The organism is Roseiconus nitratireducens (genome assembly GCF_008629675.1).
Lineage (GTDB): Bacteria > Planctomycetota > Planctomycetia > Pirellulales > Pirellulaceae > Stieleria > Stieleria nitratireducens.
Window position 1 is genome coordinate 1 of record NZ_VWOX01000019.1, and the last position, 12,587, is coordinate 12,587.

A 12,587-nucleotide genomic window follows, 5' to 3' on the forward strand; every position below is an offset into this window, starting at 1 on the left:
TGCCGTCGCCAGACGGCGGAACATCTCGCTCTGGCGAGCGTAGCGACAGGATTTTAGACAGTGCCTCGCGGCCCAAGGAGCGGGGCCCGTCGTTCAACTGGCGAAGACGGTCGGATCGATCTTCAACGACTTCAGTTTGCTGCGCAGCGTCACGCGTGAGATCCCCAGGATCGAAGCCGCCTTCAACTGGTTGCCGTGTGTATGCTGCAACACTTGGCGAAACAGCTGACGTTCGGTCGACGCGATGGCTTCGGCGTACAGGTTGTCGGTTCCGGACTGCAAGCGTTCGGCGATGAATGCAGGCGAAAGCAACTCGTCGTCTGTCCGTCCGGAAGCGGATTCCCGAGTGTCGGACAGCGGTGGCACGAACTCCGGCAATAATACATTGCCGCGGGCCGTCAGCAGCGACTGTTTCATGACGCTCTCCAGCTCGCGAACATTTCCCGGCCAAGGATACTGTTCCAGCATGGCCAACGTCTCTGGCGCGAGGGTCCGAATGTCTTTCCCGAACTCGTTGCTGTACTTGCGCAAAAAGTACTCGGCCAAAACCTTCAAATCGTTCTCTCGCTCCCGTAACGGGGGCAGGTGAATCGTGACAACACTCAATCGAAAATACAGGTCGCTGCGAAACAGGCCTTCGGAAACCAGTTTTTGGAGGTCGTGATTGGTCGCCGCAATGATCCGGACATCCACGGTGATGGGCGTGTTGCCGCCGACGCGTTCGAACGTCTGATCTTGAAGCACTCGCAGCAGCTTCGCTTGAGTCATCGGCGACATGTCGCCGATTTCGTCCAAGAACAGTGTCCCTCCGTCGGCCTGTTCCAGCTTGCCGATGCGTTGGCGATGGGCATCGGTGAAGGCACCTTTCTCGTGGCCGAAGATTTCACTTTCCAGCAAGGCGTCCGGGATCGCGGCGCAGTTGATGGCTTGAAACGGTTTCCCCGAACGTTCGCTGTGGTGATAAATCGCCTGCGCGACGACTTCCTTCCCGGTCCCACTCTCTCCCAACAACAACACGGTCAGATTCTGCGACGCGACTCTGCCGATGGCCTTGTACACTTCCTTCATCGCCCGGCAGCGACCGACAATGGCATCGGCGACGGTGTCTTCCTCGTCGGCCAAAACCGGCTGGACACGTACCATGCGGCTCAGATTGAACGCCTTGTCCAACAATTGGCGGATCTCGTCCAATTCCAGTGGCTTGAACAGGTAGTCGTACGCGCCCAGCTTGGTCGCCTCAATCGCCGACTCAACCGTCCCGTGTCCGGTGATGAAGATGACCGGGACCAGAGAGTCGATTTCTCGCAGCCTTTTGAAGCATTCCAAGCCAGACGCATCAGGCAGGCTGAGATCGATGACGACGACGTCGGGACGTTGGGTCGCGAACACCTGCTCGCCCTCGGCCGCGTTCTTGGCCGTCAGCACCGTGGTCGTCTCGCTGGTGAACGCACGCTCGAAGGCTTTCAAAATGGAGGCTTCGTCATCGATGACTAGCAACTTTTGCATCATCTTCGCTGTCCTGCGATTGGTTGGCGTGGTCAAGGCTGGCGTTCTGGCAGGGCAGGGTCAGCCGAAACTCGGCCCCGTGCGGAATCCGGTTCACGCCGATCAGTTCCCCGCGGTGCGATTCGGCAATCCGGCGACAAATGCCTAAGCCCAGACCGACCCCGTTCGGCTTGGTCGTCACGAACGGGGAAAACAGCTTGCCCAGGACGGTTGGATCGATTCCGGCTCCGGTATCGAGCACCTTGATCTGGACTTTTCCTTCAGCCCGATCAGCCACGATCCGCAATTCGCCTCCCCCAGGCATGGCGTCCAGGGCATTGAGCGTCAAATTCAGCAGCAGTTGCTGGATTTGCGACGCGTCACCCTCAACAAGCAAGGGGGTCGAAGGCACGTCGACCGAGAGCCGGACCTTTTGAGACTCGCATCGGCCCTCGATCAGTTGCACCGCTTTTCGAAGCGTGTCTTGAAACGCGAACTTGGTGAACTCACCCTGCTCCGGTCGGGCGTAGTCAAGCAGGCTGTTGACCGACTGTTCCATTCGCCGGATCTCATGTTCGACCAGTTCCAAGTCGTCCGTGGGCAGGCCTTCTTCGGCAAATTTGGATCGGTTGACCTGGATCAGCATCTTGATCGATGTCAGCGGATTGCGGATTTCATGTGCCACTCCGGTTGCCAGTTGGGCCAACGTCGCCATTTGCTGAGCCCGCAACGCCTCGGTTTGTCGGGCCATCAGCAATCGCTCCTCTTCCGCCCGTTGGGTGTCGGTCAAATCGCGAATGATTGCGATCCGCAACTCCTGGGTCTCCGAGGGATACTCACTGACGGACACCTGGACTGGAAAGCGGCTGCCGTTTGGCCGGACGGCGTCCAGTCGGAACTCGCCGGGCAACTCGGAAAACGACAGCGGAAGATTGGGAATCGCCAAACGAACGGTCTTGCCAATCAATTCCAGGGCATCCATTTGGAACAGCTCCAACGCTGCCCGGTTCCCGGAAATCACGGTGCCGTCGGAATCAAACGTCACAATCCCCTCACTGGCATTGGCAACAATCGTTTGCGATCGCTGATGCTCCTGGATCGCGACCCGCCGCAGCGGCGCAATTAATACCCACCACAGTGCTGGAGCACAAACCAGGGTCAACAAGACCGCATCCAGGATCGCTTTCCAAGCCTCCCCGTAACTCTCAGGCATGATATGCGGCAGCACAAACATCACCGCGACTTCGGCGGCGAAAACCAACAATAACACCACGCTCAAGATTCGCAGCGGGGAACGCAACAGCGTGGTGACGGCGGTGACTCGGCTGGGCATACCCACCCATTGGTGCAGAAACGGGGAGCCGGAATCGGGCAGCGCTGCGGCGGACCTGTGTCGGCGAAAGATCGGACTTGAGTCGTAGTTTAACACCGGATCCGGCATTTCGCGCCTCACCCATGCACCCAGGCGGAATCAACATTTGGGGCGTCGAACTGCCGTCGAACGCTCACCTACCCGACATGCTTTCGGTGCCCGGACCGAGCGACCAAAGGATGCCTCGAGAGTGTGTTCGCAACCGCCGTGCCAGCGGCACCGATGCGAATGAAGGGAGTCCGAAACGCCTGGAAAGCCCTTTCCGCTCTCTCCAGACATCCGGGCGGGCCCGGATTCGCACCAGCGACGGCAACGCACGGTGGTTCGTCTGGTCAGAATCTGTCCAAGGAGATGGACAATCTTCGCGCCCGTGCCGAGTCGATCTCACTTCGCAAAGGATCCTGTCAGGCTGCTCCGATCGGATCAGGATGGATCCGTGACGTGATCCGTCCCGTCACAATTCGGACCAGCGGTCACTGATTGCTCGGCCACGCAGTGTTGATCCAACCAGAGCGCGGTGTCGGCGGCGATATCTCGCCAATTTGATTCACGCATCAAATAGTGGGCATTCCCATCGTATTGGCGATAGGCAGCGTTGTAGCGGCGGGCGATGGAAGCGGCCAGCGACGGTACGGTCAGTCGATCTTCACTGCCGTTGATGACCAGCATCGGTGTGTGCACGCGAGCGGCATCGACCGGGACTCCCCAGACGGCGACGCGAAAAACTTCGTGACCGGATGTGGGTACCATGCGATCGTAATCCGCCTGCTGCTGGTCTGGATCCAGTTGATTCAAATTCATTCGATACATCTCTCGTCGCGGCGGCAGAAACGGGCGACCAGAGACGATGGTCCATGTGTGCCGGGCCGCTGACTTGAACAGTGGCCAACTCCGCAACGAAAGCACCCCGCGTGGTGGAGCGGAGGCGAGCAACACGACGGCGGCCAGGTTCCGCTGCTCGGCGACTTTCTGCGCCAGCAGGCCGCCCGCGCTGTGTCCGATTAACACCGGAGATTGCAGGTGATCCACGGTCGCGAAGACCTGAGCCAACTGCTGATCAAAGGTCGGACGCTCGCCGCCGTGAAGGTCCAATGCCTGGCACGTGACGCCCAGCGACTGGAAATATTGAAACCACGGGTCCCACACCCACGGCCCACCCCACCAGCCGTGCAGGAACACCACCGGGTGTCGAATCAATTGGCTAAGGGTGCGGGCGGTCACCGGGAAAGCTCTTCAAACTTGGATCGTCGCGTTGCTCGATTCGCACCATCCTAGCTGGACAAGTGGGACCGTCCGATTCGGTTTCACGAAAAGGTTGCCCGCTGGCTCGGCGGCCGTAGGGCACTGGGCGGCGCGGGCCGCCCGGGCCTCTCTCTCAATCCCGTTCGCTGGCAGCTGCCCTATTGCCCGCCGAACGACTGGCCCCGAATGCCGTCGCTTTCGGTAAAGTCCCCTGGCATTTCCAGTCCGCCGGTCAGTACCAATCCCTCGACGCGTGCCGCCGCTTGGGCCAGGTTCTTACGAGCTTCGATCAACCGGATCCGCGATTCGTAGTAGGCGCGCCGAAGCACCAGAACTTGCAAGAACTCAAGTTCACCGGCACGGTACGCCTGGTCGGAAAGTTCCAACGCCTGCGTAGCCTGGGGGATGATTTCCTGTTCGTACTTGTTGACCGCAGCGAGTGCTGATTCAAAGTCTCGCGCCGCGACCGCCAACCGTGATTGGATCGCCAACTCGATCCGCTCGACGTTTTCGAGGGCCCGTGTGTAGTCGGCGTACGCGGCGCTGATGTTTCCGCGGTTCTGGTTGTGAACGGGAATTGGTGCTCCCACCTGAACATTGATCATGCCCGAATCGGTGCTGCGGTCGTATCCGGCACCGAATTGCCCCGTCACATTGGGAATCATTTGGACCTGCTGACGTTTCAGCATCGCGCGTTTTTCGCACACAATCGCCTCCGCAACGTTCAGCTCGGGACTGGTTGCGGTGATCTCCGCGTAGGCCTGCTGCCAGTCCGGCGCCTGGCTGGGAACTTCCGGGTCACCGGTCAGGCGGACCGGTCCGGTGACTGACAAACCGGCGACCGCGGCCAGATCTTTCCACGCCCCACGGTAGGCCGCTTCGGTTTGCTCGGCTGCCAAACGAACTTCGGCCAGCTGGGTTTTCGCTTGCAGTGACTCGACCAGCGTTCCCTCTTCCGCGTTGCGGCGGTCCTCGGCGACTCGGACACCCCGTTCGGCAATCGTGGCGAAGTTTTCGGTGGCAACAAGCTTCTGCTGCGCCGCGATGGCCTCGAAAAACAGCACGCGAATGTCGGTCAACACGCGGTAGCGTTGCGTTTCGATTTCCCAATTCTGGGCATTGGTCGTGTGCGCCAGAACCTGGCGGTTGAGCTCCAACTTGTTCCCACGGACGAACTCTTGTTCGACAAACACACCGTGTTGATCGGTGTTCTCGTCGGCCAACTGCTGACCGAAATAGCCCAGGATCGGATTGGGCTTTCGCCCGACTTGGTATCGTAGCCCGGCAGCCTTGCGGGAGGTTGCGTTTGCCGCGGCGATGGACGGATTGTTGCCTAGCGCGAGTTGCTCCAACTCCTCCAAGCTGTAGGTCGTACCGTCGAACGGGACTTCCGTCGAAGGCAGATCGGAATTCAAATCGCTTCCGTCGGCGATTTCGAACGAGGGGAAGGGCGCCGCTTCCACATCGACCGACCAAAGCCGGTTGGCGTCTCCGCGATCGTTGGGGGACGCGGGGGACTCGATCGGATCATCCAGCTCGGTCTCCAACGCCACCGTCTGAACCAGTTCGCTCAGGTCATTGGGCTCTAGCGATTTCGTTGGGGACGCGGTTGGCGGTTCGGCAGACGGCGCAGCCGACACCTCGTTCGCGGCAACCTTGTCGGCTGACTCGGCAGGCGGGTTTTGACCGCGGTGTGCCAAATGGGCACATCCGACGGCGAGCATTGGTGACAGAATCGTTAAACAGAAAGCGACGCGTTTCATATCATCCCCGGCGTGAGGCCTTTACCACGTGAGGCGGGGATGAGCGGCCACCGACCGCACCCCTCGAATCACCGTCACGTCCGTTGCGAGTGCCTTATCGAGGTTTGTCGGCGCAACCGCTCCGATCCTGAGCCCAACACGGCGGACGAACCACATCTCGATCGGTTTTTTGGCGAACAACCGATGCGACCCGTAAACGTTCTCAGGCTTGACCTCGCGCCGCACATCACCCTGCAATTCGTTGCATGTTCGCGTCGACGGCTTGCACAGAGTCCCGGTGGGCTGCTTGAGCCAAGCGCAAGAGATTGTCCCGACCGTGGACAGCTTCTATCCAGACATCCAGCTTCACAACGACGCTGGATTCCGCGTACATTGGGCACCGGCCAGGAAATACTACCTTTTTAGCATTTCGCCACAGCGAGCGATCGGTCGGTACAACGTTTGCGTGTGCGACCGATTGATCGCGATGCTCGGTCGTCCCGAGGCGACGACCGCACGGGCACCGCGCTATCTCCACGACGGATCATCTGCAAGAACGGAGTCTCTCATGTTGTCACGCTTGATTTTTGTCCCTGGCCAGCCGCGTCATCAGCGACCGCTCAGAGTGAGCGGTTTTGGAATCGCGACGGCGATCTGCTTGCTCGTTTGCTCGCCGGGTCTTTCTCAGGAGGCTGTGGCGACAAGTACCGGGGAGGGCCAGCCATCGCGGTACAAGCCGGCCGACGTGCAGTTGGAAGCCAGTCGTGTGTACGTGTTTGTTGACAAGACTGGCTTGGGACACCAGCACGGTGTGGAAGCCAGACTGTTGCAAAGCACCTTGGTGTTGGGCGCAGACAAAGATGCCGGCCGACTTGTGTTTGACATGACGTCCTTCGATGCCGACACCGCAGCGGCACGACGCTACGTCGGTCTTGCCTCCACCACTGACGAAGGGACCCGTCGCTCGGTCAACCAGAACATGCGCGGTGCCGCGGTCCTTGACGTCGCTCGCTATCCGACGGCACGCTACGAGGTCGCTTCCGCGCTGCCGACCGGGCAATCAGGCCCCAGCGGCTTGCCGACCTATCAGTTGAAAGGCGAATTCACGCTGCACGGCAAGACGCGTCCTTTGACCATCACTGCGGAAATTGAACAGACCCGCGGCTGGTTGCACGTCCGCGGCAATTTCACCATCCGCCAGACGGCTTTCGGCATCACGCCGTACTCCAAGGCTTTCGGTGCGATCGGAGTTGCCGATGCACTTCGAATCTACGGTGATCTGTATGTCGCGCCCACCCATCACGTGGCATCCGCGGACATTCCCGTCCGGCAATGAATGGGGCCGACATAGAATCCGTGTTGCGCCAAACCGTGTGCGAATGAATCTCAACGGCAGCTAAACAAACCATGATCGCGATCTCCGACGTCCAAAAGGCTTCCATCCGAAGTCACTACCAATTGGGAACGGTGTTCTACCGTTTGCTATGGGGACCCCACATTCACCACGGGCTTTGGCAGGGAAATGAATCCGCTTACGACGCCCAATGCCATCTAACCGATACGCTTGCCGACATGGCCAGGATTTCCGGCCAGGATTCGATCGTCGACATCGGCTGCGGCATGGGCGGTTCGGCCATCCGTTTGGCGAAGCTTCGCGGATGTGACGTCACGGGGGTCACGCTCAGCCCGGTCCAGCGCCGCTGGGCAACGGCGGCCGCCAGGATCAAAGGTGTTGGCGGCCGAACTCGATTCCTTGCCGCCGACGCCGAGTCGGTGGACTTTGATGCGGAAAAGTTCGACGTGCTGTGGAGTGTCGAGTGCACCGAGCACCTGTTTGACAAGCCTCGTTTCTTTGAACGGTCCGCTTCGTGGATCCGACCCGGCGGACGGCTCGCGATTTGCGTGTGGTTCGAAGGGAGCGATCCGACCGTGACGGGACATCGCGCCCAGTGTGAAGAGGTGTGCCAGCGATTTGTCTGTCCCTCACTGGCGACGCGGGAAGACTACGCCGGATGGATCACGGAAAGTGGTTTGCGTGTCACGCACAACGTGGACTGGACCGATCGTGTCACTCGAACCTGGGAAATCTGCAAGCGGCGCGTGCAACGGACCGGGGTGCGGCATTTGGCCAAGGTCCTGGACCGTGAACAGGTAGATTTCATCGACGGATTCGACGCGTTGCTGGGGGCCTACCGCAGCGGCGCGATGGAGTACGGTGCGATCGTCGCCGAAAAGCCCCTCAACTAGGATTCCCAGACGCATGGATGCAACCAACTCTTCACGCTGGCACGACGTCACCGGCCGGATCGCCGGCATCACCTTCGGCTTTGCCACCCAGGGACTGTTCCTGGTCACGGTATGGTATCTGTTCTGGTTTCTGCGTGACGGCTCGATCGGGACCCGTACCGGCGATTGGCTGTTGGTCGACGGCGGCTTGGCGGTCATCTTTGCCCTCGCACACAGCGTGATGCTGGTCCCACAGACCCGCAAACATCTGACCCGGTGGATCCCGCAGCCGTTCTACGACAGCCTGTTTTGCGTGGTCACCTGTCTGAGCCTGCTGGTCCTGTTTTTCTGCTGGCGGTCCAGCGAATCGCTGCTGTGGTCGGCAACCGGTTGGGCCGAATCGCTGATTCGAGTCTGCTTCTACGGTTGCTGGGCTGCCTTGTTCTACTCCCTGGCTCTGACCGGCTTGGGCTATCAGAACGGTTGGACACCGTTTTATTACTGGCTCAAAAAGCAGAAACCTCCGCGGCGAGAGTTCAAACCGCGTGGCGCCTACCAATTGATCCGTCACCCGGTTTACCTCAGCTTCCTGGGGTTGGTGTGGTTCACGCCGCGAATGTCGATTGATCACGCGGTCCTGACAGCGATCTGGACCGGCTACATCTTTTACGGAAGCTTTCTCAAAGATCGGCGACTGGAATACTTTGTCGGTGAAGCCTATCGCGATTACCAGCGTCGCGTTCCGGGGTACCCGCTGCTGACGCGTGGACCGTTGGGACGCCGTAAAGATGTTTCCGGCAACGTTGCGGCGCGCCCGTCGGCGGCGACGGAACGAAAGGTGGAACCTGAACGGGCGGTCGCGTGAATCGTCCGGGCAGCGTGAACGATCACGCCGGCACGGCTCGTTCCGGAAAACGGTTCTCGCTGGTGTTGGCGTACCTGTTGTTTCTCGGTCCCTGGATCGCGATGGGCGCGATCGGTGCTTTGCAAACGGGTGCGAACTCGCCTCTGGATTGGGTTGACGCCGACTTTGCACCGCGACGCGACTACGATCGCTTCAGCGAGCAATTTGGTGCAGCCGATGTCGTCGTGATCAGTTGGCCTGAATGCACGTTGACCGAACCAAAGGTTGACCACTTTGTTCAGTTTCTGCGACAGTCACCGGCTTTTTGTGACCACGGCGTGCCCATGTTTCATCGGGTCGTCTCCGGAAAGGAGTCCTACGCCGGATTGCTACAGCCGCCGCTTTCGTTGACGCCGGAACAGGCTAAGTCGCGGCTTGCGGGGTCGTTGCTGGGACCGAACGGTCAAACCTGCGTCGTGATCGCGTTCAACGCGCTGGGACTGCAGCAGCGAGACGCTTTGGTTCCACGCATTCGTGCCGCGGCGGTCCGCTACGGCGGCGCCGACTACGGAAGCCAGCATTTGGCCGGCCCGATCATGGACGGTTACGCGGTCGATCAGGCCAGCGACACCACGATGCGCCGCTTCGCGCCGCTGTCGTCCCTGCTGATCTTTTGCGTCTGTGTGCTTTGTCTGGATTCACTACAAGCTGCGTTGATGGTTTATGGAATCGCCTGCATCAGCCAGGTCATTGCGCTGGCCCTCGTGCATCACACGGGCGGACAAATGACGGCGCTGCTGATTGTCCTGCCTCCGCTGATTCAGGTTTTGGCGATCGCCGGAGGGATCCATCTTGTCAACTACTTTTTTCAAGCGGCAAGGGAAACCGGAAAGGAGTCAGCGGCGCGACGCGCGGTGGAGCTCGGTTGGCTACCCTGCCTGCTTTCCTCGGCAACCACGGCCATCGGGCTGGCGTCGCTGACCATCAGCGGGCTGGCGGCCGTTCGCGATTTTGGGCTGTACGCGGCGTTGGGTGTGGGCGTGACCCTGGCGGCGGTCTTGATCCTGTTGCCGGCGTTGCTGCAACGATCCTCGATCGCTGGGAACCCGGTTTCGAAGTCTGCCGGCGACAGCGAGCATTGGAGTCGGTTGCTTGACTGGCAACAGAAACACGCGACCGCCATCTGCCTGTTTTCCGGGCTATTGATCCTCACGCTCGCCGTCGGTGTCACTCGGTTGAACGCGTCGGTCCGCATCGAAACGCTGTTTGGAAAAGAAAGCCGATTGCTTGCAGACTACGCCTGGCTGGAACAGCACGTCGGGGCCTTGGTTCCTATCGAAGCCGTCGTCACATTCGATCAAAATTGCCGGCTGGATGCGGGGGAGCGGCTGGAAGTCCTGCGTCGCAGTCAACACGCAATGCGGTCCAACTCCTGCGTTCAATCCGTCACCTCTTGTCTGGACTTTGTTCCCGAACTTCCCGCCGATTTGGATCCCTTCACAGCGACCGCCCTGTGGAATCGGATCCAACCTTCAGCGCAAAAGAATCATTACCTGGTGGCATCCGAATCGGCCCAGCACTGGAGAACGACCGCACACGTCAGCGCGCTGGGCGATCTGGACTACGGAGCGGTGCTATCGGACCTGCGACGTTCGATGGCAACCGATCGTCTGTCGCCCGCTTCCGCAGATGGGGTGCAGGTGCGACTCTGCGGATTGATGCCGCTGGTCCATGAAATCCAGTCTCAACTGTTGGACGATCTGTTTGACAGTTTTCTGACCGCGTTCTTGTTGATTGCCTTGGTGATGACACTGGTTCAAGCGGGAATTCTAAGTGGTCTGCTGGCGATGATTCCGAACGTCTTTCCCGCCCTCACGCTGTTCGGAATGCTGGGCTGGGTGGGACAGCCGCTGGATATCGGGTCGATCATGACGGCCAGCGTCGCGATGGGGATCGCCGTGGACGACACGTTGCATTTCCTGACCTGCTTCACGCGTGAGGTCGACCGGGGAGCGGATCGTCGGCAAGCGATCCTGACGACTTACCGTCACTGCGCCGTGGCGATGATTCAAACAACATTGATCTGCAGCGCTGGATTGGGGATCTTCGGATTGAGTGACTTTGTGCCAACGGCACGGTTCGCGTGGATGATGGTCGCGCTGCTGTTGGCGGCCCTGGTGGGAGACTTGTTGATTCTGCCCGCCATGCTGCTCAGCCCCCTCGGTCAGGTCTTTCTGGCGGTCCGGCCGTCCGCGACCAAAAGCGATCTGCAAGTGGAGCCATCGCGTGTGGAGCCTGCGGGCCTTCTGAGTCCGAATCCGCAGGAAACGACCGAACGACGCGTGGATGGAGACGATCGTGAGATGCTGCGTCCAAGGGAGTTGAAACGTCCGCGGCGGCGGACGGAACCTCGCGCTGCTTCAGAAACCTTGCCTCGCCAACCGATCTGATTTCGAACCGGTGCGGTTTTCCGTCCCGGACGGGTTGATTTGAGTTCGAACGGGTCACGGACGGGGCTTTCGAAGGCTCGGTAGCGACGGGACGAATGCGTTACACTTTCCGCTCGCCTGAAACTCCGCTCCCCGCCACCTCCCGCCCGCCGCATGCTGGTCTTCGACGCCCATTTGGACCTCAGCCTCAATGCGATCACGTACAACCGGGATCTCAGGCAGTCACTGAACCACCTTCGCCGCGAAGAGATGGGGATGGAGGACCTTGGGGGACGTCAGCGGGCGACGGTATGCTTTCCGGAGATGCGAAAAGCGGGCGTCGGCATTTGCGTCGCAACCCAACTTGCCGGTTGCATGAAGCCGGCTGCCGCCGGTGGCGGTTGGAATTCGCCGGAGCAGGCTTGGGCCATGACCCGCGGCCAGTTGGCTTGGTACCAGGCGATGGAACAGGCTGGCGAACTGCGTCAGATTCGAAACCGAGCTCAACTGCGGAACCATCTGTCCCAGTGGGACGCGGATCCAGATTCTACGCCAATCGGATACGTGCTCAGTTTGGAGGGCGCTGATTCACTCCGCACGATCGGCGATCTGCAGGATTCCTACGAGCATGGTCTGCGCGCCCTCGGCCCGGCCCACTACGGAGTCGGGCGGTACGCACTCGGACATGACCAAAGCGGTCCGCTGTCATCACTCGGTCGGTCGCTGCTCGCGGAGATGGACCAGTTGGGGGTGATTCTGGACGTGACCCACCTTTGCGAACCCACTTTCTGGGAGGCGTTGGACGCATTTGAGGGTCCCGTGTGGGCGAGCCACCATAACTGCCGGGCGTTGGTCGATGATCCCAGGCAACTGAGCGATCGGCAGATCAAGGCCCTGGCGGCAAGAGACGCCGTGATCGGGGTCGCCTGTGACGTCTGGATGATTGTTCCGAATTGGCAACGCGGTGTGTCAAATCACCAAAATCGGCCCGGAGCGGACCTGAATTCTCTCGCCGACCACGTCGACCACGTCTGCCAATTGCTCGGCTCGGTTCGGCACACGGGTATCGGAACCGATCTGGATGGCGGATATGGAACCGAGCAGACGCCTCACGATTTGAAAAGCATTGCGGATCTCACACGCTTCATTTCGATCCTGCGCAATCGCGGGTACACCGACGAAGACCTGGAACGGATCTGTCACCGCAATTTCGTCGAGGCTCTCGAACGTGCCTGGGTGGATTGAGA

Annotated in this window: 9 protein-coding genes; 5 read left to right on the forward strand and 4 right to left on the reverse strand. The window is 60.2% G+C overall.

Annotated features, from left to right (window positions below; genetic code table 11):
* Window positions 1-93: 93 nt before the first annotated feature.
* The 4 genes from FYK55_RS24020 to FYK55_RS24035 all read right to left on the reverse strand — a co-directional run bounded on the left by FYK55_RS24020 (window position 94) and on the right by FYK55_RS24035 (window position 5,862).
* Entirely contained in the window at window positions 94-1,509 is a 1,416-nt protein-coding gene (locus FYK55_RS24020) for a sigma-54-dependent transcriptional regulator (protein WP_235908940.1), read from the reverse strand.
* Window positions 1,481-2,818, reverse strand: a complete 1,338-nt coding sequence (locus FYK55_RS24025) for a sensor histidine kinase (RefSeq protein WP_161604719.1) — start codon at window positions 2,816-2,818, stop codon at window positions 1,481-1,483. Before FYK55_RS24025 ends, FYK55_RS24020 begins: the two co-directional genes overlap by 29 nt.
* Window positions 2,819-3,280: 462 nt before the next feature.
* On the reverse strand, window positions 3,281-4,078 hold the full coding sequence (locus FYK55_RS24030) for an alpha/beta hydrolase (protein WP_150079176.1): 798 nt from the start codon (window positions 4,076-4,078) through the stop codon (window positions 3,281-3,283).
* A gap of 179 nt (window positions 4,079-4,257) precedes the next feature.
* Window positions 4,258-5,862 carry a TolC family protein gene (locus FYK55_RS24035; RefSeq protein ID WP_150079177.1) on the reverse strand — a complete coding sequence of 535 codons (1,605 nt, stop codon included), beginning with the start codon at window positions 5,860-5,862 and terminating at the stop codon, window positions 4,258-4,260.
* Between the two features lie 673 nt (window positions 5,863-6,535).
* On the opposite strand from FYK55_RS24035, the gene FYK55_RS29265 reads away from it, so the two are divergent.
* The 5 genes from FYK55_RS29265 (at window position 6,536) to FYK55_RS24060 (ending at window position 12,585) form a co-directional block, all read left to right on the forward strand.
* Window positions 6,536-7,177 carry a YceI family protein gene (locus FYK55_RS29265; RefSeq protein ID WP_161604720.1) on the forward strand — a complete coding sequence of 214 codons (642 nt, stop codon included), beginning with the start codon at window positions 6,536-6,538 and terminating at the stop codon, window positions 7,175-7,177.
* A gap of 71 nt (window positions 7,178-7,248) precedes the next feature.
* Window positions 7,249-8,088 (forward strand): methyltransferase domain-containing protein, encoded by an 840-nt coding sequence (locus FYK55_RS24045; protein WP_150079179.1) that lies wholly within the window; start codon window positions 7,249-7,251, stop codon window positions 8,086-8,088.
* A 13-nt stretch (window positions 8,089-8,101) separates the two neighbouring features.
* On the forward strand, window positions 8,102-8,932 hold the full coding sequence (locus FYK55_RS24050; protein WP_150079180.1) for a methyltransferase family protein: 831 nt from the start codon (window positions 8,102-8,104) through the stop codon (window positions 8,930-8,932).
* Window positions 8,933-8,946: 14 nt separating this feature from the next.
* Window positions 8,947-11,361: an efflux RND transporter permease subunit gene (locus tag FYK55_RS24055; RefSeq protein WP_161604721.1), complete on the forward strand. Its 2,415-nt coding sequence runs from the start codon at window positions 8,947-8,949 to the stop codon at window positions 11,359-11,361.
* Between the two features lie 153 nt (window positions 11,362-11,514).
* A complete protein-coding gene (locus FYK55_RS24060) occupies window positions 11,515-12,585 on the forward strand; it encodes a dipeptidase (RefSeq protein ID WP_150079182.1) in 1,071 nt (356 codons plus the stop codon).
* Window positions 12,586-12,587 lie beyond the last annotated feature (2 nt).

Bases quoted from the DNA above. Each gene is read 5' to 3' on its own strand.
- FYK55_RS24060 (WP_150079182.1), top strand. From the start codon at position 11,515: ATGCTGGTCTTCGACGCCCATTTGGACCTCAGCCTCAATGCGATCACG.
- FYK55_RS24025 (WP_161604719.1), bottom strand. From the start codon at position 2,818: ATGCCCAGCCGAGTCACCGCCGTCACCACGCTGTTGCGTTCCCCGCTG.
- FYK55_RS24045 (WP_150079179.1), top strand. From the start codon at position 7,249: ATGATCGCGATCTCCGACGTCCAAAAGGCTTCCATCCGAAGTCACTAC.
- FYK55_RS24050 (WP_150079180.1), top strand. From the start codon at position 8,102: ATGGATGCAACCAACTCTTCACGCTGGCACGACGTCACCGGCCGGATC.
- FYK55_RS24035 (WP_150079177.1), bottom strand. From the start codon at position 5,862: ATGAAACGCGTCGCTTTCTGTTTAACGATTCTGTCACCAATGCTCGCC.
- FYK55_RS24020 (WP_235908940.1), bottom strand. From the start codon at position 1,509: ATGATGCAAAAGTTGCTAGTCATCGATGACGAAGCCTCCATTTTGAAA.